Raw genomic sequence first — 17,593 nt, forward strand, 5'->3', positions numbered from 1 at the left:
GCGAACAGTGTCGCGGCGGTGACACCTCCGGCGAATCGGTTCGTTCACCTCAGCGGCCGGATACTCGCCGCGGCGCGGCAGGCGAGTGCGGATCTGTCGAAGCGTGCCCACGCGGTGGTCGTGACGACCGATCGTGGGATTCGCGAATTGAGAAAGGCCGACCCACACCGGATACCGCATACCGGACCTGCGGGTCCGATCCGGCGGCACGGAGATCCGGATGGACGGATCGGTTCCCGCTCGGCCGGGGGCACCTTCGCCGGCAGCATGCGCTCGCGAACCGCGCTGTCGCGTGATCGAACCCTGGCGATGCTGGCCGACGACATCTACTACGCCGGCCGCCCCAGCTACCGGCTCGATGGATTCGTCCGTCTCGACCGGGCCGAACTGGAGAAGGCCGGAATCCCGGCCGACGCCCTGAACGATCGCCGGAGCGGACTGACCAGCGCCGTGTATCGGGACGAGGCGGGGCGGCATGTGCTGGCGTTCGCGGGAAGCAATCGCACCAGCGTGCGTAGCTGGCGTACCAATCTGGCTCAGGGTGTGGGACTACCGGCACGCCAATATGTGCTGGCCGGGCGCCTCGGCAAACTCGCTCGCGGCGCGTTCGGCGACGGTCTGGTGATCACCGGGCATTCGCTCGGGGGCGGGCTGGCGGCCACCGCGGCTCTCAAATCCGGCTCTCCGGCGGTGACTTTCAACGCGGCGGGATTATCGGATCGGACGATCGCCGGGCTGGGTATCGAGCCCGCGGCGGCCCGGGCATACGCCGAGGACGGGAATATACGCAACTACGTGGTCGCCGGTGACCCGCTGACCGCGCTGCAGGATGTGCACCGTGTGCAGCGGTCGGTGGTCGGTGGACTGGCCGGCGGCGTCGTCGGGTCGTCGATCGGTGGTGCGCTCGGTAGCGCGATCGCCGAAACCGCCGGTCGGGTGGCGGGCCGGGAAACCGGGCGCCTCGTGGGCGGTTACGTCGGCGCGGCGATGGGCGGTGCCACCGCCGCGGCGGGCACCGCGGGTGGGCTCGCACTGATGCGGCCGGCCCTCGGTACGCGCATCGACCTGCCGGACCCGCTGTCGCCACAGGAGCATCGGGGCGCGCCGGTCACCCGCGCTATCGTGCTGCACGAGATGGGCGGGGTGCAGCGGGCACTCGACGAGACACGACCGTGGTCGAATTCGCCCGGGACTTGACAGCATCCGACACAGAAGGGACCAACCCCGCCATGGCAACACCGTTCGACGGAACGGCCGGTCGGGACGCCGCCGCGGCGATAGCGGCCGGCGAGGACGCGCGCCTGGCCCGGCTGCTCGCGAGCGGCACCGCGCCGAACGCGGCCGGTGCCGAGGGGGTGACGCTGCTGCACTGGGCGGTGTCGAATCGAGCAGCCGGCGCGTGCGCGATTCTGCTCGAGGCGGGCGCCGACCCGCTACGGCCCGATGACGGGGGTGACACTCCATTGCACTATGCGGCGGTATCCGATGACTCCGCGTGCCTGACAGCGATATCGGCCGGGCCGGTGGACCCCGATGTGATCAATCCGCAGACCGGCCGTACGCCGTTGCTCGATGCGGTACTCAACCAGCGGGGTGCGAATACGCGAGCGCTGCTGGCCGGTGCCGCGAACCCGGATATCGCCGATCACACCGGTGAGACGCCCCTGCACATCGCGGCGGAACTGGACGAATACGGCATCGTCCTCGACCTGCTACGCGCCGGTGCCGACCCCTCGGCCGTGAACGCACAGGGAGCCACCTTCCAGCGCTACCTGTTCATGATGCCCGCCGCATTGCGGCCGGTCGCGGTGCGGCAGGTTCTCGACGAGATCGTCGGCTGGCTCGGCGAGCACGGCGTACCCCTGGAGACCGAGTGAGCGGAGTCGGCGATCGTCGGCAACACACGGTCGTACCGGCAGGGGCGGACTTCGCCGCCGGCGCGGACGAGGTCTTGCCGCGGGGCGCGGTGATGCCGGATGGTGGTGCCCCCGCCTGCCTGTTCGATATGTCGCGCTCGGTACCTGGGCGAGCGGATATCGGTGATGTGTACATCCCAGGAAGCGATGTGGCGGGCTTTGTGTCCCGGCCCGGAGAGTTGGTGGAGTGATGAGCGGTATCGGTAAGTGGAGTCTCGGGATCGGGGCCGGACTCGTGGTCGTGGCGGTGCTGTGCCGGATGCTGGGCGCGATACCGGCCACGGTGATCATCGGTCTGCTGAGTGTGATCGCACTCGGCATCGCCGGGTACGACGCGCTGTACGAGTGGCTGGGCCGGATGCAACTGCGCCGGCGCGGAGCCCGTGCCCGCCGGGACCGGGAAGGCGGCCGGTAGGCAGGCCCGGCTTCGCCCGGACGGGCTGCGCATCGGGCCCTCGCCCGCTGGGCCGGTCACCACAACGACGAGATCGAATCCGCCCGCCGCGCCTTCGACAGCCGCGGAGCCGGAGTCGGCGCCGGCCGGCGGACCGGTCGGCATCCGGCCTCCGCGCCCATGAGCACCTGGAGCGTCGGGTGGGCCTCGCTCAGCGGGGTGGCACGCTGTTCTCCAAGGGCGCGCCCGTCGGGTCCGCCCGCCAGGCCCGGGTCAGTGTCAACGAGAGCTGCTTTTTCAGCCGGCCCATTCGCGGATCGTCGAACGCGCGCGAGTCCAATGCCTCGACCGTCATCTGCAGGAACTTCCGGCGGGTGACCCCGAAAGTGAGGAACACTTCCTCGGCGGTGGCGCCACCGAAGGGGGCCCAGCGGATCGCGAAGACGAGCAGTGGCTTCGTTCCCGGGGCCAGCGACCTCGCGGTCTCCAGGACCGCGCACTGTTGTAAGGCGGTACGGACCCACGAAGTCGCCGGGGGCGTGTCCGCCTCCGGCTGTTCAGATGCGCGCACGGTCGCCTTCCGGCCGGTCGCCGATACCGCTGCCGGGGGCGCCGGTATCGGTGACCGCGAAAACCGGAAATCTGTCGTCCCGGGGCCGCGGTACGTAGTGCACGCGGACCGGGCCGTCCGGGAGCAACGGGATCGTGCCCTCGATCGAGGTGTAGACCCACGGACCTTCGTCCAGTTCGACGACGGCGACCGTCAACGGCATCGTCTCGCCGCGCCCCCCGATCACGGATCGATCCACCACCCGCCAGGAGAGGACCGAGCCGGCGCCGCTGGACGGCACCTCCTCCAGGCTGTCGGACGCACAGGACGAGCAGTCGATGGTCAGCGGTGAGAACAGTTTGCCGCACCGTGCGCACCGGTGGATCATCAATATGTCGTCGGGAGGCCGGGTGCGCGCCTCACCGCTGTTGCCGGTGGTGTCGGGATCGAATGGGTACATGGAGACCTTCGCGTACTCGTGCCGTCGGGTTTCTCCAGCGTGCTCGGCCCCGGGCTCCCGGACCACGGTCGAACGACCCGGTGCATACCTGTTTCGGGCGGGGTGGCCTCGGCTCGGCCCCCCTCAGACCCCGAGCAATGCGCCCTCCGGGGCGTCCACTCGCCGCGCGCGGCGCTCCAGCAGATCCGATATCACCGCCAGGCCGATGGCCGCGACCACCAGCGCCACACCCACCCAGTTCGGCGCGGTGTACCCCAGGCCCGCCGCGATCACCAGGCCGCCGAGCCAGGCCGCGATGGCGTTGCCGAGGTTGAAGGCGCCGATATTGACGGCCGAGGCCAGCGTGGGCGCACCGGCGGCGTGATCGAGAACGCGCTTCTGCAGCGGCGGTACGGTCGCGAAGCCGAGCGCGCCGATCAGCACCACCGTGATCGCGGCGGCGATCTTGTTGTGGGCGGTGATCGTGAAGAGCGCGAGCGCGACGGCGAGCCCACCGAGCGAGACGTAGAGCATCGGCATCAGATGCCGGTCGGCGAACCTGCCGCCGAGCAGATTGCCTATGAAGAAGCCCAGGCCGAACAGCACCAGCAGCCAGGTGACCGAGGACTCGGCATAGCCGGTGACCTCGGTCATCATCGGCGCCAGGTAGGTGATGGCGGCGAAGACCCCACCGAAACCGAGGATCGTCATGGCCATGGCCAGCAGGACCTGCGGGTTGCGGAAGACGGCGAGTTCGGTGCGCAGCCGGGCATGGCGTGGTGCGGGCTGCCCGGGCACCAGCGCGGCGATACCGATCAGGCCGATGAGGCCGATCAGCGAGACGAACAGGAAGGTGAGCCGCCAGCCGAATTGCTGGCCGAGGAGGGTGCCCAGCGGTACGCCGAGCATGGTCGCGACGGTCAGTCCGGTGAACATGGTCGCGATGGCGCCGGCCCGGCGCTCCGGGGCGACGAGCGTACCGGCGACCACCGCGCCGATACCGAAGAAGGCCCCGTGGGCGAGCGAGGCGATGATCCGCCCGGTCACCATGACCGGGAAGGTCGGTGCGACCGCGGAGAGCAGATTGCCCACGACCAGTAGCAACAGCATGGCGAGCAGCATGTGTTTGCGCGCGATCCGGGTGCCGAGGCCGGTCATCAGCGGCGCACCGGCGACCACACCCAAGGCGTAGCCGGTGACCAGGAACCCGGCGGTGGGAATCGATACGCCGTAGCTGCCGGCGATATCGGGGAGCAGGCCCACGACGACGAATTCGGTGGTGCCTATCCCGAAAGCCCCGAGCGTGAGGGCGAGTAGGGCGAGCGGCATGAGCTGTGCCTCCGCGAGAGATTGCGCATGATTATTACCAGCGCACACAATAAGTGCATGCGCGGTTAGTTGCAAACGCGGGCTATTGTGGAGGTCGTCTATCCTGGGGATGCGTCCCCGACAGAAGGAAGACCATGACCGCGGATCCCGCGCTGACCGGTTTGGCCGACGGCTGGTATGCCCTGTCCCTACTGCACGCCCGGATCGAGGCGCATATCGAACGTGCCCTGCAAACCGGTCACCAGCTGAGCGTGCGGGAATATTCGCTACTAGTGGTGCTCAGTCGTCAGCACGACGGGCCGGGCGGGCATCTGCGGATGAACCAGGTCGCCGATGCGGTCGTGCTGAGTCAGAGCGCCACCACTCGCCTCGTCACCCGGCTGGAAGATCGCGGTCTGCTGGAGCGGTACCTGTGCCCGGACGACCGCCGGGGGATCTACACCGATGTCACGCCCGCGGGCATGCACCTGCTGTCCGAGGCCCGGCCCACCCACGACACGGCATTGTCCGGTGCGCTGGGGCAGGCGGCCGCCGATCCGGAACTCGCCCCGCTGGTCGCGGCGGTCGAGGCGTTGAACACTTCGTTCGCCCGCGGGGCGGGGAGCCGGGCATACCGCCTGGTGTGAGCGCGCTCCGTCCGGCTGTCCGGCGGCCCCGCGGAAGCGGCGTCCGGCCTGGATATTCGATGCGGTCTGCCGGTCCGCGGGTGTTGCCGGCGCGCAGGTGCGGTGCGGGTGCGCCGATAGGCGAGGCGCCGGCGGCGGATGCCGGGGCATCGGGCGTCCAGGGTTGCGGGCCGGACCGCGTGCACTCGGCGTGATCGTCGATCCGGCCCGAGGTGGGGTAGCGGACCACGGCCCGCTACCCCGGATCTCATCCCGCGGTCAGGACCCGGTCCTGGTCACTGTCCTTTTCGGGGCGGTCCAGGCGGTCGGTGAGTGCCTCGCCTTCGATATCGAAGGTCGGTACCAGCGGCGCGAGCCAGGTGGGCATCCACCAGATCCGCTCGCCCACGATCAGCATGAACGCGGGGACGATGAGCATGCGCACCAGGAAGGCGTCGGCCAGCACACCGACCGCGAGGGCGAAGCCGATGGTTTTCAGGATGACATCGTCGGTGAGCGCGAAGCCGGCGAAGACACCGATCATGATGATCGCGGCGGCGACCACCACGCGGGCACTGTGGGCGAACCCGTCGAGCACGGCACGTCGGGCGGAGGCGCCGTGTACGTAGGCTTCGCGCATCCGGCTGACGAGGAAGACCTCATAGTCCATCGCCAGACCGAACAGGATGCCGGTCAGCAGGATCGGCAGGATGAACAGCACCGGGCTGGTCGAATCCACCCCGACGAGCTGGTTCAGCCAGCCCCATTGGAAGACCGCCACCGTGGCGCCGAGTGAGACCCCGACCGAGAGCAGGAATCCGAGCGCCGCTTTGATCGGCACCCACACCGAACGGAACACCGCGATCAGCAGGAAGATCGCCAGGCCCACCACTACCGCGAGATAGATCGGGAACACCTCGGACAGTTTGTCGGCGATATCGACACCGACCGCGGTCTGGCCGGTGACCAGAGCACGGGCGCCGGTCTCGGCGGGCAGATCGGCGACCGTGGCGCGGATCTCGGCGACGAGATCCTTGGTGGCCTGATCCGAAGGGCCGGAACCGGGGATCACCGTGACGGTGGCGAACCGGACCATCTCGAGCTGCTGCGCGAAGGCCTGCTGGGCCTGCGGGGCCGGGCTGGTGACCGCCGGGACGACAGCGGCGATATCCGAACCGGCCCGCCCGGCCAGTGCCTGCAGCTGCTCGGTGGCCGTGCGGACCGCTCCGGCGGGATCGGGTGCGTTCGCGGTATCGACGACCACGACCAGTGGGCCGTTCGCGCCGGGTCCGAAGTTGTCGGTGATCAGGTCGTAGGCGGTGCGGGCGTCGCTACCGGCGGGTTTGCTGGAATCGTCGGGCAGGGCGAGTTGCATGGACGCCATCGGGATCGCGGCCACAGCGGCGAGGGCGATACCGCCCGCCAGCGCACCCCATTTGCGCCGGGAAATGACCTCCACCCAGCGACGTCCGTGGGTGCGGAACTCCGCGTCGCCGGTCGCGCGGGTCATATAGCGCGGGCGTCCCCTCATGACCTTGTCGCCGGCGAAGCCGAGGATGGCCGGGAGCAGGGTGAGCGAGATGAGTACCGCGACAGCCACGGTGAACGCGCCGCCGAGACCCATCTGGGTGAGGAAGCCGATATTGCACACCGCCAGGCCGACCAGGGCGATGATCACGGTCAAACCAGCGAAGACCACCGCGGATCCGGCGGTGCCGACCGCGCGTCCGGCCGCCTCTTCGAGCGAGCGGCCCGCGCGGACCTCGCTCTGGTACCGGGACATGATGAACAGCGCGTAGTCGATACCGACCGCCAGTCCGAGCATGGTTCCCAGTGCCGGGGTCACCGAGCTGAGTTCGACGAACCCGGTGAGTGTGGTGATGGCCAGCATGCCGATTCCGACGCCGATGAGCGCGGTCAGCAACGGCATCCCGGCGGCCACCAGCGAGCCGAAGGTGATCGCCAGGACCACCAGCGCGACGGCGATACCGACCACCTCGGCGAGGGGCATCTCCACCTCGCTCATCGCATCGCCGCCGATGGCGACGTTCAGTCCGGCCTCCTCGGCGGTGTGCGCGGCGTTCTCGAGTGCGGAGCGGTCGGATTCGGCGAGTTCGGTCGCTGTTTTCGTGTAGCTCACGGAGGTGTAGCCGACCCGGCCGTCCTCGGAGACGGTGCCGCCGGTGAAGGGGTCGCTCGCCGACTGCACGTTCTCGGTCGTGAGTTCGCGCAGCGCCGCGGCGACCGCCGCGTTGTAGGAGGGTTCGGTGAGTGACCGGCCGGCGGGCGCCTCGAACACCATCCGTGCTGTCGCGCCGTCGGGGGCGGCCTGCGGGCTGCGTTCCTCGATCAGATCGAACGCCTGCGTGGATTCGATACCGGACAGCTCGAACTTGTCACTCGTCTTCCCGGACAACGTGGCCGCCCCCACCGCCAGCACGGCCAGCAGCGCCACCCAGATCGCCGCCACCACCCTGCGGTGGGTGAACGACCATCGGCCGAGCCGGAACAACTGCCACGCCATGCGAGTACCCTCCGAGCGACTAGTGGACCCTGCGGTCCGGTTATGCTTCAGGGTAGGAGCAAGCGGACTGGAGGGTCCACTTCAGGAAGGCAGATGTGGAGCAACTCACCCGGGACCCGAAATGAGACATGTGTCGCAGACCGTGCGGTTCTGCACCGGAACGGCGAATACGGCACCATGACCGGCATGGCGGCAGCGAAGCCGGATACGACGCGTACCGACTCCGAGGACTGGGCGGGGCGGCGGGCCGACGCACGGGAGAACCACGAAAGAGTGTTGGCCGCGGCGATCGAGGTGTTCACCGAACACGGTATCGGCGCTACGATCCCGCAGGTCGCGGCCCGCGCCGGTGTCGGCAAGGCCACGGTCTACCGCAGCTACCCGACCAAATCGGACCTGGTCAAAGCGCTGGCGCGGATGCATATCGATTGGTTCCATCAGCTCGCCGCCACTGCTGTCGAAGATGCGCGGGCCGATGCCTATCACGCGCTCGAGGCGCTGCTGGAACAGGTCGCCAGCCGCCTGGCCGAGGACCGGCTGATGATCGAAGTCCTCAGTGGCGTAGAAGGACTCGGCGACGAACACCTCGAGCGGCAACTGGAGCGGATTCTCGCCCTGGGTCGGGCACAGGGCAGTTTGCGCCCGGATGCCGGTGGAATGGATGTCCAGGTCCTGGTTTCCGGCGCGGCGCGCGCGCTGATCGAGCTCGATATCCGGGATCCCGCCGTCTGGCGCCGCTATGCCCGGCTCATCTCGGCCGCGTTGCGGGCCGAACCCGCCGCGGGCGAACCCGGGCCGTGACCCGCACCGGACCGGCGGTTACCCGCCGGGTCCGGTGTCGTGCCGAACACGTGGTCACAGCCGGACGGCCCCGATCCCCTCGGCTCCGCCGGGCTGTCCGGGGGAAGAGGGGGGCGCGCGGGCCGGTCGATCGTCAGGGGTCGGGGGATTGCAGCAACTGCAGTGTCCTCTTGGCCGCGACGCTGAACCGGCCCATGTTGACCGATGGCCGGCTGGTCACGATGAGCAGCAAGGTGGTGCTGATCGGGAAGACACCCACGCAGCCGTGTTCCGCCTCGAATATGGAACCCTGCAACCGGCCGTGGGATACCAGGTGTGTGAAATGGTCACCGATTCCCGCGCCCGCGGCGGCCATCGCCGAGGCGCGGACGGCGATGGTATCGGCGCTGTCGTGACCGCTCGATTCCTTGTTCGCGGCAATGAGCAGCCCGTCGCGACTGGTCATGATGGCATGTTCGACCCCGTCGATTTCGTCGCAGGCGCGTTGCAGCAGATCACCCACCACGGCAGGATCGCTGAGCAGCACCTCCTGGCGTCCGGTGCCGCCGCTCATAGTCTGATCGCTTGTTCGACGCGACGGAGCTGATGGCGGGCGAGGGCGAGGTTGGCGCGCGATCGGTCCAGCGCCAGGTAGAGGAAGAGTTGCTCGTCGGCATTGCGCGCCAGCGGCATGATGATGTGGTACTGGGCTTCGAGGGAGACGAGGATGTCCTGGACGGAGTCGTTCAATTGCAGAGCCTCGATCGCGCGCAGCTTCGCGCGCAGGACTTCGGTGTTCACCGCACCGGCGACCTCGAGGTCGAAAACCGAACTGCCGCCCTGCTTCGCCAGCAACATTCCGCTTCCCGCGTCGACGAGCGCTATCCCGATAGCCCCGTCCACGCTCATTCCCTCGCGTAGTGCGTCGTCCAGATTCATGTGGAAACTCCTGTACCAGCGGAGCGATCTCGAGTGGGACTCCGTGGCCTTGTTGTCGAGGTCGTCCTCCGCGCACAGCGCTGATCGATGAATATCAGGTCGCAGAACAGCGGGAGTGGCGAAAGACGTCCGGTACCAATTGATTTCGTGCCTTCGAGTGGCAATGCCCCGACCTCTTCGGCAGCAAAAGCGTAGCAACGAAACCGGACGCAATCCAGACCGACTTCGCCGGATTCTCCGGCCGTGCCGATCCGAGACGACCTGCGGCAGTTGTTCACCGATATGCGCCGGTTCCGGCGGCCCGGTCAGTGGTCGCGGATATATCCCGGCTGTTCGCATCCGCAGGATTCGCCGATGCCGAGGGTCACCGCCATCGGCACCGGTCGACCGGCCGCGGTATCGCCGTTCGACGGATCGAGCAGCCGGGCGAGCGCAGTGCGCGTAATGGTATCGATCGGTTGCTGTACGGAGGTGAGCGTGATCTGGCCGAAGGCGTTGGTGGTATCGGCGTCGAATCCGACGACCCGCACGTCTTCCGGTATGCGCAGGCCCGCGTCGGTGACCGCGCGCATCGCGGCGGCGGCTTGACCGCTGGTCCCGATCACCATCCCGTGTGGCGGCTCCGGGGATCGCCGCAGATAGGCGCCGACGGCGGCGTACGCTCCGCCGGCTGTCAGATCGGTGTGGACGGCTTCGCCGCGGTCGCCCACAGCGGCGGCGAAGCCCCGGTATCGCTGCGCGACCGTTTCGCGGTCGCCGTGGCGTACGTCGTGCGCGGTGAAACCGCCGACGAAGACGAACTTCTCGCAGCCGTGCGATTCGACGAGATGGCCGGCGGCGAGGCGACCGGCGCCGATATGGTCGCCGCCGACGATCGGCGCCTCGATATGGCCGCGCGTATTGTGCACCCACACCACCGGGATACGGGCCCGGGCGCAGATCTTGCCGGTCTCCGGGGCATCGACCGCGCCGACGACGATGAGGCCGTCGATTCCGACATCGGTGAACGCCTCGGCGAATTCGAGTTCGCGCTCCGGGTCGAAACCGGTATTGCCCATCATCGTGAGATGGTCGCGTGCTCGTGCTTCGATTTCGATCCGGCCGGCGAACGCGCCGTAGAGCGGCATCGTCATATCCGGCACCAGTAGTCCGATCTGCCGCCATCGCCGCGGCCGGCGCAGTGCCCGGGCATGGCGATCGGGCCGGTAGCCGAGTTCGTCGGCGGCGGCGAGAACACGGGCCCGGAGCCGGTCCGATACCGGGCGGGGACCGTCGTTCATCACATAGCTGACCACGGCTGTGGAGGTACCGGCGCGCGCGGCGACATCGGTCAGGGTAGGGCGTTCGGCGCTCACGATCGGTCCAGTCTCGTCGCCGTGCACACATGTGCCGGAGGATTTGGCTCGCTCCGATTCTTACACTGTGCGCATGTTGCGAGCACCCCTACGCTAAACGATTAGAACAGTCACGAGCAGGACACTCGGACGTAATGAGCGATAGGTGAACTGGACGATATGGCATACATACGACCGACGGGCGTGACCTACTGCGACCCCGAGAACGCCCGCGACGGCTACGTACTCTTCACCGGTGCCGATTCGGTCACCCGGCTCATCGATCTCACCGGCACGGCCGTGCGCGAATGGCCGTTCGCCGGTGTTCCGCCACGTCTGCTCGACCCGGCGCTCAACGGGGGACGAGTCGGCGATATCGGGGTTCAGCTCGCCGACAGCGGTGACGCCCGGGGCGGGATCTACGCCAACGGGACGGTCGGCCAGCTCAGCTGGGCCGGTGACCGCCTCTGGGAGTGGGGAACACAGGCACCCGGCGGTGCGGCACGCCAGAACCACGACTGGGAACTGCTGCCGAACGGACACCGGCTGCTGCTCGTCACGATGCCGCGAGTGGTGCCCGATCTCGGCGATTCGACAGTCGGCGACCAGGGCCTGGTGGAAGTGGACGACCAGGGCGAGATCGTCTGGCAGTGGCTCGCCGGTGACCATCTGCGCGAACTCGGGTTCTCCGAACAGGGCTGGAACGCGCTGCGGGACACGGCGGCCCGCGACCCCGAGGATCCGTGGGGCTACCTCGAGATGAACAGCGCGAAATCGCTCGGCCCGAACCGCTGGCACGCCGCGGATCCGGGCACCGTATTCCAACCGGACAACATCCTGGTCAGCTTCCGGAAAGCCAATATCGTCGCCCTGATCGAGAAGACATCCGGGTCGGTGATCTGGAAACTCGGTCCGTACTTCGGTGAACGCTCCGGTGCCCAGCATCAACGGATCAATGTCCACAAGGTGCCGCGGGCCCTGGATCAGATCTCCGGCCAGCACAATCCGCATATGATCGCCGAAGGCCTGCCGGGCGCCGGCAATATCCTGATCTTCGACAATCAGGGCGGCGCGGGATATCCGCCTGCCGCGCTGGGTATCTACGCGGGTTCGCGGGTGCTCGAGGTCGATCCACAGACCGAGCAGATCGTCTGGCAGTACACCGCCGAGGATTCCGGCCTGCCGTCCTGGACGTTCTTCAGCTCCTTCGTCAGCAACGCCCAGCGGCTGCCGGGTGGTAACACCCTGGTCACCGAGGGTATGCAGGGCCGGCTTTTCCAGGTGACCACCGACGGTGACGTGGTGTGGGAATACCACAGTCCGTACGAGGGGTTCGGTGTCGCGGGGGAGCCCGAGGTGCGGGCGCCGCGGGTGCCCGGGGTCGACCGGCTCACCCGCACCCCGCTGGTCTACCGCGCGCAGTGGGTGCCCTTCGACTGGGTGCCGGCCGGTACCGCGCACACTCCGGCACGCGCTGTCGGTGTCCCCGGCGGCACAGGCGCGCCGAGATGACCACCGGTCTGCGCCAGGCGGCCGCGGGAAAAGTCGCGGGGCCCGCACCGAGGGAGGGCACCCGGCCGGCCGGGCGCACGCTCGGCGTTCCCGCCGCCGTCACTCACCTCGGATCGCTCGGGTGGGCCGTCGCCGGTCTCGGAACGGCCGCGATCGTATGGAGTCTGGTCGTGGCGGGCGGTCTGTTCCCGCGCGAACTGTTTCCGAGCATCCCCGAGATCCTGCGCGCCGCGAGCACACTCTGGACCGACGGTCTGCTGGCCCCGGATATCGCCGCGAGTCTGCGGCGCGCCGCGGCCGGATTCGTTCTCGGCTCGGCCGCCGGAATCGTGGCCGCCGTGCTCACCGCGACCACCACGGTGGGCCGCGGCCTGCTGCAACCGGTACTGCGGCTGCTGTCACCCATTCCGACCATCGGCCTGGTGCCCCTGGCGATCCTCTGGTTCGGCCTGGGCGAGAGCAGTAAGACTCTGGTCATAGCGCTCGGTGTTTTCGTCCCCGTCTGGATCAACAGTCACGCGGGACTGGCGAGTACACCCGCCGACTATCTGCGGGCCGCGCGCTGTCTCGGTGCCGGCCGGGGCCAGATCCTGACCAGGATCGTGCTCCCCGAAGCGACCCCCGATATCGTCTCCGGACTCCGGGTGGGGGCGGCCATGGCGTTCGTACTCATCGTGGTCGCCGAGATGACCGGCACGACAGCGGGTATCGGCTACCGCATCTACCAGGCGCAATTGTTCTCCCAGGCGGATCGGCTCATCGCCTGCCTCATCATCCTGGGAATCATCGGGGCCCTGTCCGATCTCGTGATCGCCGCCCTCACGGCACCGGTGACCCGCTGGGCGGCCGAGGAGCACTGATATGACGATCGAAACCCACGACCTGGTGGTGCACTTCCCCGGCCGGCCGGCGCCCACGCTGGACCGGATAGACCTGACCATCCCGGACGGCTCCTTCTCCGTTCTCGTCGGTGCCTCGGGCAGTGGGAAGTCCACCCTGCTGCACTGCCTCGCCGGTTTGATCGCCCCCACCTCGGGGACGGTCACCGACCGCGGCGAGATCGTCGACTCGCCGGATCCGCACCGCGGGATGGCCTTCCAGCGCGACGTTCTGTTCCCCTGGATGAGCGTCGCCGACAATATCGAATTCGCGCTGCGGGCGAGCGCGGTGCCGGTCCGCCGGCGCCGGACCCGCATTCCCGAACTGCTCGAGCTCGTCGAACTCGCACCGGAGGTGGGCCGCCTCCGGCCGAGTGAGCTGTCCGGGGGAATGCGGCAGCGGGTCAGTATCGCGCGGATGCTCGCGGGCGAGCCCACCGTCATGTTGATGGACGAGCCGTTCGCCGCACTCGACGCGCTGACCCGGCTGAAGATGCAGGACCTCCTCATCGACCTGTGGACCCGGCTGCACCGCACCGTCGTCTTCGTCACCCACGATATCGACGAGGCGATCCGGCTGGCCGATACCGTCAGTGTCCTGCGCGACGGCCGGATCGCCGAAGCGATCACCAATCCGCTCACCCGGCCGCGACCGGCGGACACCCTCGCCGATCAGCCGGGATACAGCGAAATTCGGCGATCACTGCACCACGAACTGGGTATCGACCCGGTCACGTCGTCGAATCAGCACTGAAGTCGAATCACCACCGAAGCAGAAAGCCACACCATCGTGAAGAACCGTCTCGGGCGCCTGCTGGCCGCCTCCCTCACGGCCGTCGCGCTGTCGCTGTCCGTCGTCGCGTGCGGCGACTCCGGCGCCGACGCCGATACGCTCACCGTCGGATTCGTCGTCGACCCCTCCTGGGCCCAGATCCCGGTCGCCGCGGACAGCGGGTACTTCGACAAGCACGGCGTGCGGGTCCAGGTCGTGAATTTCCCCTCCGGTATCGAGGCATTGCAGGCGGTCGCCGCGGGACAGGTCGATATCGCCACGGCCGCCGATGTGCCGACTTCGTCGGTACTGACCCGATCCCCGTCCCTGCGGGTGGTCGGTGACGGCGCGCGCTGGGAGGGGTCGCGGATCGTCGCCCGGCGCAGTGCGGGTATCGACGGTATCGAGGATCTGGCCGGTAAATCGATCGGCACCCCGCTGGGCACCAGCGCCGCCTACTTCGTGGCGGATGCGCTGGCGCAGCGGGCGATATCGGCGAACCTGGTGCAGGTCTCCCCGTCGGCGACGGTCACCGCCGCCACCGCGCGCAATGTGGATGCCGTCTCGATCTTCCAGCCCTATCAGGCACAGGTGATCGAAGCGCTGGGCGCCGATGCTGTCGAACTGCCCGGTGGCGACTACAGCCAGCACAGTCTCTATCTGGCGACCCGGACCGCGATCGAGGCGAAGGCCCCTGCTCTCACGGCTTTCTTCGCCGCGCTCGCCGAGGCGGGTACCGATCTGGAAAATCTGTCCGAGGCCGCAGTGGGCGCGGTGGCCACGGCGACCCAGCTGGATCCGGAACTGCTCCGCGGCGTACTGCCCCAGTTCGATTTCGCGCTGCGGCCGACGTCCGATCTCGCTCCGAAACTCACCGAACTCGGTAACTGGGGCAAGACCCAGGGCTCGATCGACGCCGGGACACAGCTTCCCGACTACGCGACCGTGTCGGACGACCGGTTCCTGCCCGGAGCCGGATAGGGCGCGGGGCGAGGCCGGGTCCGCCGTCGGTGCGCAGCGCTACCGACGGCAGGCCCGGCGAGGGGATTCCGCCGGAATCAGAGCACCGCTTTGAAAGCCAGTGTCGCCCCGGCGGCCACGACGGCCAGGGCCACCGAGACCGCGCCCCAGGTGGGACCGGTGCGTGCCCACGGGCGGCCCGAATCCACCGAGAACCGGCCGGGGCCGGTGAAGGCGATCGCCGATGCGGCCACCGCGAAGAGCAGACCCAGTTCGTAGCCACCGAGCAGGCCTTTGCCGAATCCGGTGTGCACGATGACGATCGCGGTGCCCAGGACTACGGCCGCACCCAACGGGGTGAACGCGCCGAAGGCGAGCAGCAGTCCACCCACGAGTTCGCTGAGCCCGGCCACGGTGCCGAACAGGCTGCCGGGTTCGAAGCCCATCTTCTCGAATCCGGCATTGTTGGCCTGGAGACCTTGACCGCCGAACCAGCCGAACAGCTTCTGGGTGCCGTGGGCGGCGAACAGCAGCCCGAATGCCAGCCGCAGGATCAGCAGGCCGATATCCGGCGCGGCGGCCCGATCCCGGATCGCGGCGAGATCGGTGTGGTCGAGTGCGGTGTCGGCGGTCATGGGATCCCCTCGATATCTGTAGACGGTCTACCGCGGCGCACGGCGGACCGAGATCTTCGAAGCGAAGGTTACCCTATCCTTACTTATATGAAGGGTGTTGTCTCGCTGTGTGCGACGATTTCTCCTGCTGGGCGATACCGGTGCGTTCGTGACTCGCCGCCCTCATCGGCTGCCGGTGAGCATCGGGACCAGCCTGGCGAGCCCGTCGGCGCCGTGGCCCGCGGCCAGTGCTCGGCGCATGACATCACCCGAAGCGTCGAGGATGCCGGTATCGATTCCGTGCTGCGCGATCAGCTCGCGGAGTGTGGTGAATGCTCCATGGGCCGAAGCGATGGAAGTGTCGTCGGCGGGGTACCGGCCGGCTTCGACCTGTGCGGCGGTATGTGCCGTCATCTCCGGCAGGAGTGCGACCACGGCGGGTACGAACGGGACGAGTTCGCTGCCCGCGATGCCTTCGGCCCCGGCGAGTGCGAGACCGAGGGATACACCGAAGAGCGACATCCAGAACACCGATACCAGCGCCGCGTCGAATGCCGCGGCCCGGCCGGGATCCGTGCCCAGGTGGGTGCTCTGTGTGGTGAGTGCTCGCAGGGCCGGTTCCGCTGTGCGATAGCCGGTTCGGGAGCCGGAGTACAGCAGGAGTGCCTCAGGCGTGCCGATGCCCTGGGGGACGGCCATAACGGCGCCGTCCACGTACTCGGCGCCGTGGCCGGCGGCCCACGCGGCACGCAGTCTCGACTGCTCCGGGGTCGAGGAGGTGAGGTTCACCAGCACCCGTCCGTGCAGCGCCGGGCCCGCGGCATCCAGTACCGCCGCCACCGCGGCGTCGTCGAGTAGGGAGACGACGACCAGCGGTGCGGCCGCGACGGCTTCCGTCACCGATGTGACGTATTCCGCGCCGAATTCGCCCAGCGCCTCGGCCTTTGCCGGGGTGCGGTTCCACACGGTCGTCGGATGTCCCGCCGCCAGGAATGTTTTCGCGATCGCCGAACCCATGAGTCCCAGCCCGAGGACCGTGACGGGCGTGGGTGATTCATCGGACACGTGGTACCTCCTGATTGTTTGAAGATTGTCCAACAATGATTGTTGTATGATCATCAAACTGTCAAGGGCTGACCAGGAGGTCCGATCGTGCCCGCCGAGTTGCCGCATCCGGATACCGCCGATCTCGAGCTGGCCGCGGTCATGCACGCGTTGTCCGATCCGATCCGCCTGCAACTGGTGGCCTGCCTGGCCTGCGACGAGGGGGAGAACTGCGGTGACCTCAGCCAGAACATCGAGCTGCACAAGTCCACGCTCTCGCATCACTACCGCGTTCTGCGGGAGGCCGGTATCACCCGGACGACGGTCGCCGGCCGCACCAGGGTGATGAGCCTGCGTTACGCGGATCTGGAGGCCCGGTTCCCGGGGTTGCTGGATGTGGTTTTCCGCGCCCTCGCCGAGATCGTCGCCGACGACGACACGTGGCGCGGCTCGCCCGGTGACCGGGCGAAATTGCTTGCGGCGCTGAACCGTTCCGTGGACGCGCACTGATCGGGAGTGATCGAGGATTCGGCACCACCGGGCCCCGCAGGGAGAACCTCGGGAGGTATCGATATCGGCGTAGATCGCGACGTGGTCGAGGCCGTGTGCACCGTGCCCGTCAGCGTCTCGATATGCGGGAACAGAGTGCCGTGGGTGCCGCCCGGCACCTGGTGGTCTACTGCCGCGGGCCGTTCGGTTCCGGCGAGAAGGCGAGCAAGTAGGCGCGGACCGCGTCGACAGCCCCGTCGGCGTCGTCGAGGAAGATGCGCCGCTGTTCCGGGCCGGGCGCACCGCGGTAGTCGGTGACGACCGTGATCAGAGTGTGCGGTGGCTGCCGTTCGAGCCGGATCAGGCACAGGCCGTACGACGGTGGAGGCGACCTCATGGGCACAGCGTCGCGCACTTGGTGTCACCGGTGCGTTGCGGTACGGCCCGCTCGGGTGGGTGCGAGCGGGGTACGCCCGCCGATGGTGGTCGAATCGGTATCGCCGGACGCGGGCGC

At 68.4% G+C, this 17,593-nt stretch carries 20 protein-coding genes; 10 read left to right on the plus strand and 10 right to left on the minus strand.

The genetic code is table 11. The annotated features are described in order from the left end of the window. Positions 1 to 267 precede the first annotated feature (267 nt). From ACWEWT_RS01845 to ACWEWT_RS01855, 3 genes are all read left to right on the plus strand, one after another. Entirely contained in the window at positions 268 to 1,197 is a 930-nt protein-coding gene (locus ACWEWT_RS01845) for a hypothetical protein (protein WP_452555159.1), read from the plus strand. A gap of 32 nt (positions 1,198 to 1,229) precedes the next feature. After that, positions 1,230 to 1,877: an ankyrin repeat domain-containing protein gene (locus ACWEWT_RS01850; protein WP_452555161.1), complete on the plus strand. Its 648-nt coding sequence runs from the start codon at positions 1,230 to 1,232 to the stop codon at positions 1,875 to 1,877. A 229-nt stretch (positions 1,878 to 2,106) separates the two neighbouring features. Continuing rightward, positions 2,107 to 2,331 carry a hypothetical protein gene (locus tag ACWEWT_RS01855; protein ID WP_452555163.1) on the plus strand — a complete coding sequence of 75 codons (225 nt, stop codon included), beginning with the start codon at positions 2,107 to 2,109 and terminating at the stop codon, positions 2,329 to 2,331. A gap of 190 nt (positions 2,332 to 2,521) precedes the next feature. Here ACWEWT_RS01855 and ACWEWT_RS01860 read toward each other — a convergent pair whose 3' ends face one another. From ACWEWT_RS01860 to ACWEWT_RS01870, 3 genes are all read right to left on the minus strand, one after another. After that, a complete protein-coding gene (locus tag ACWEWT_RS01860) occupies positions 2,522 to 2,881 on the minus strand; it encodes a hypothetical protein (protein ID WP_452555164.1) in 360 nt (119 codons plus the stop codon). Then, positions 2,868 to 3,320: a Zn-ribbon domain-containing OB-fold protein gene (locus tag ACWEWT_RS01865; protein ID WP_452555166.1), complete on the minus strand. Its 453-nt coding sequence runs from the start codon at positions 3,318 to 3,320 to the stop codon at positions 2,868 to 2,870. The genes ACWEWT_RS01860 and ACWEWT_RS01865 overlap by 14 nt, the downstream gene beginning before the upstream one ends. Before the next feature lie 123 nt (positions 3,321 to 3,443). Then, positions 3,444 to 4,628 carry an MFS transporter gene (locus tag ACWEWT_RS01870; protein WP_452555168.1) on the minus strand — a complete coding sequence of 395 codons (1,185 nt, stop codon included), beginning with the start codon at positions 4,626 to 4,628 and terminating at the stop codon, positions 3,444 to 3,446. A gap of 134 nt (positions 4,629 to 4,762) precedes the next feature. On the opposite strand from ACWEWT_RS01870, the gene ACWEWT_RS01875 reads away from it, so the two are divergent. Continuing rightward, positions 4,763 to 5,254, plus strand: coding sequence for a MarR family winged helix-turn-helix transcriptional regulator (locus ACWEWT_RS01875; protein WP_452555170.1), 492 nt, complete (start codon positions 4,763 to 4,765; stop codon positions 5,252 to 5,254). 247 nt (positions 5,255 to 5,501) lie between these two features. On the opposite strand, the gene ACWEWT_RS01880 is transcribed toward ACWEWT_RS01875, so the two are convergent. Beyond that, on the minus strand, positions 5,502 to 7,757 hold the full coding sequence (locus tag ACWEWT_RS01880) for an MMPL family transporter (protein ID WP_452555172.1): 2,256 nt from the start codon (positions 7,755 to 7,757) through the stop codon (positions 5,502 to 5,504). Between the two features lie 186 nt (positions 7,758 to 7,943). Between ACWEWT_RS01880 and ACWEWT_RS01885 the strand changes: the two genes are divergently transcribed. Further along, a complete protein-coding gene (locus tag ACWEWT_RS01885; protein WP_452555174.1) occupies positions 7,944 to 8,558 on the plus strand; it encodes a TetR/AcrR family transcriptional regulator in 615 nt (204 codons plus the stop codon). A gap of 133 nt (positions 8,559 to 8,691) precedes the next feature. Here the strand turns inward: ACWEWT_RS01885 and ACWEWT_RS01890 are convergent, their stop codons facing one another. From ACWEWT_RS01890 to ACWEWT_RS01900, 3 genes are all read right to left on the minus strand, one after another. Next, positions 8,692 to 9,111, minus strand: a complete 420-nt coding sequence (locus ACWEWT_RS01890) for a roadblock/LC7 domain-containing protein (protein WP_452555176.1) — start codon at positions 9,109 to 9,111, stop codon at positions 8,692 to 8,694. Then, positions 9,108 to 9,476 carry a hypothetical protein gene (locus ACWEWT_RS01895; RefSeq protein WP_452555178.1) on the minus strand — a complete coding sequence of 123 codons (369 nt, stop codon included), beginning with the start codon at positions 9,474 to 9,476 and terminating at the stop codon, positions 9,108 to 9,110. The genes ACWEWT_RS01890 and ACWEWT_RS01895 overlap by 4 nt, the downstream gene beginning before the upstream one ends. 305 nt (positions 9,477 to 9,781) lie before the next feature. Then, positions 9,782 to 10,831 (minus strand): LacI family DNA-binding transcriptional regulator, encoded by a 1,050-nt coding sequence (locus ACWEWT_RS01900; RefSeq protein WP_452555180.1) that lies wholly within the window; start codon positions 10,829 to 10,831, stop codon positions 9,782 to 9,784. Between the two features lie 159 nt (positions 10,832 to 10,990). Between ACWEWT_RS01900 and ACWEWT_RS01905 the strand changes: the two genes are divergently transcribed. Genes ACWEWT_RS01905 through ACWEWT_RS01920 form a run of 4 tightly spaced genes read left to right on the plus strand, consistent with a single transcriptional unit; the run spans position 10,991 to position 14,953 of the window. Beyond that, on the plus strand, positions 10,991 to 12,322 hold the full coding sequence (locus tag ACWEWT_RS01905; RefSeq protein ID WP_452555182.1) for an aryl-sulfate sulfotransferase: 1,332 nt from the start codon (positions 10,991 to 10,993) through the stop codon (positions 12,320 to 12,322). After that, a complete protein-coding gene (locus ACWEWT_RS01910) occupies positions 12,319 to 13,182 on the plus strand; it encodes an ABC transporter permease (protein WP_452555184.1) in 864 nt (287 codons plus the stop codon). Before ACWEWT_RS01905 ends, ACWEWT_RS01910 begins: the two co-directional genes overlap by 4 nt. A gap of 1 nt (position 13,183) precedes the next feature. Beyond that, the gene (locus ACWEWT_RS01915; protein WP_452555186.1) at positions 13,184 to 13,954 is read left to right on the plus strand and encodes an ABC transporter ATP-binding protein; all 771 of its coding nucleotides are present in this window, start codon (positions 13,184 to 13,186) and stop codon (positions 13,952 to 13,954) included. A 36-nt stretch (positions 13,955 to 13,990) separates the two neighbouring features. After that, positions 13,991 to 14,953 carry an ABC transporter substrate-binding protein gene (locus ACWEWT_RS01920; protein ID WP_452555188.1) on the plus strand — a complete coding sequence of 321 codons (963 nt, stop codon included), beginning with the start codon at positions 13,991 to 13,993 and terminating at the stop codon, positions 14,951 to 14,953. Positions 14,954 to 15,030: 77 nt separating this feature from the next. Here the strand turns inward: ACWEWT_RS01920 and ACWEWT_RS01925 are convergent, their stop codons facing one another. Next, a complete protein-coding gene (locus ACWEWT_RS01925) occupies positions 15,031 to 15,567 on the minus strand; it encodes a DoxX family protein (protein ID WP_452555190.1) in 537 nt (178 codons plus the stop codon). A gap of 162 nt (positions 15,568 to 15,729) precedes the next feature. Beyond that, positions 15,730 to 16,611, minus strand: a complete 882-nt coding sequence (locus ACWEWT_RS01930) for an NAD(P)-dependent oxidoreductase (protein ID WP_452555192.1) — start codon at positions 16,609 to 16,611, stop codon at positions 15,730 to 15,732. Between the two features lie 87 nt (positions 16,612 to 16,698). On the opposite strand from ACWEWT_RS01930, the gene ACWEWT_RS01935 reads away from it, so the two are divergent. Further along, on the plus strand, positions 16,699 to 17,100 hold the full coding sequence (locus ACWEWT_RS01935) for an ArsR/SmtB family transcription factor (protein ID WP_452555194.1): 402 nt from the start codon (positions 16,699 to 16,701) through the stop codon (positions 17,098 to 17,100). Between the two features lie 166 nt (positions 17,101 to 17,266). On the opposite strand, the gene ACWEWT_RS01940 is transcribed toward ACWEWT_RS01935, so the two are convergent. Then, positions 17,267 to 17,476 (minus strand): hypothetical protein, encoded by a 210-nt coding sequence (locus ACWEWT_RS01940; RefSeq protein WP_452555195.1) that lies wholly within the window; start codon positions 17,474 to 17,476, stop codon positions 17,267 to 17,269. Positions 17,477 to 17,593: the final 117 nt, after the last annotated feature.

This window comes from Nocardia sp. NPDC003963, from assembly GCF_053605105.1.

Excerpts from the sequence above, each read along its gene's own strand:
- ACWEWT_RS01845 (WP_452555159.1), top strand. The coding sequence starts at position 268 with ATGCGCTCGCGAACCGCGCTGTCGCGTGATCGAACCCTGGCGATGCTG.
- ACWEWT_RS01850 (WP_452555161.1), top strand. The coding sequence starts at position 1,230 with ATGGCAACACCGTTCGACGGAACGGCCGGTCGGGACGCCGCCGCGGCG.
- ACWEWT_RS01855 (WP_452555163.1), top strand. The coding sequence starts at position 2,107 with ATGAGCGGTATCGGTAAGTGGAGTCTCGGGATCGGGGCCGGACTCGTG.
- ACWEWT_RS01865 (WP_452555166.1), bottom strand. The coding sequence starts at position 3,320 with ATGTACCCATTCGATCCCGACACCACCGGCAACAGCGGTGAGGCGCGC.
- ACWEWT_RS01870 (WP_452555168.1), bottom strand. The coding sequence starts at position 4,628 with ATGCCGCTCGCCCTACTCGCCCTCACGCTCGGGGCTTTCGGGATAGGC.
- ACWEWT_RS01875 (WP_452555170.1), top strand. The coding sequence starts at position 4,763 with ATGACCGCGGATCCCGCGCTGACCGGTTTGGCCGACGGCTGGTATGCC.
- ACWEWT_RS01880 (WP_452555172.1), bottom strand. The coding sequence starts at position 7,757 with ATGGCGTGGCAGTTGTTCCGGCTCGGCCGATGGTCGTTCACCCACCGC.
- ACWEWT_RS01885 (WP_452555174.1), top strand. The coding sequence starts at position 7,944 with ATGGCGGCAGCGAAGCCGGATACGACGCGTACCGACTCCGAGGACTGG.
- ACWEWT_RS01890 (WP_452555176.1), bottom strand. The coding sequence starts at position 9,111 with ATGAGCGGCGGCACCGGACGCCAGGAGGTGCTGCTCAGCGATCCTGCC.
- ACWEWT_RS01895 (WP_452555178.1), bottom strand. The coding sequence starts at position 9,476 with ATGAATCTGGACGACGCACTACGCGAGGGAATGAGCGTGGACGGGGCT.
- ACWEWT_RS01905 (WP_452555182.1), top strand. The coding sequence starts at position 10,991 with ATGGCATACATACGACCGACGGGCGTGACCTACTGCGACCCCGAGAAC.
- ACWEWT_RS01910 (WP_452555184.1), top strand. The coding sequence starts at position 12,319 with ATGACCACCGGTCTGCGCCAGGCGGCCGCGGGAAAAGTCGCGGGGCCC.
- ACWEWT_RS01915 (WP_452555186.1), top strand. The coding sequence starts at position 13,184 with ATGACGATCGAAACCCACGACCTGGTGGTGCACTTCCCCGGCCGGCCG.
- ACWEWT_RS01925 (WP_452555190.1), bottom strand. The coding sequence starts at position 15,567 with ATGACCGCCGACACCGCACTCGACCACACCGATCTCGCCGCGATCCGG.
- ACWEWT_RS01940 (WP_452555195.1), bottom strand. The coding sequence starts at position 17,476 with ATGAGGTCGCCTCCACCGTCGTACGGCCTGTGCCTGATCCGGCTCGAA.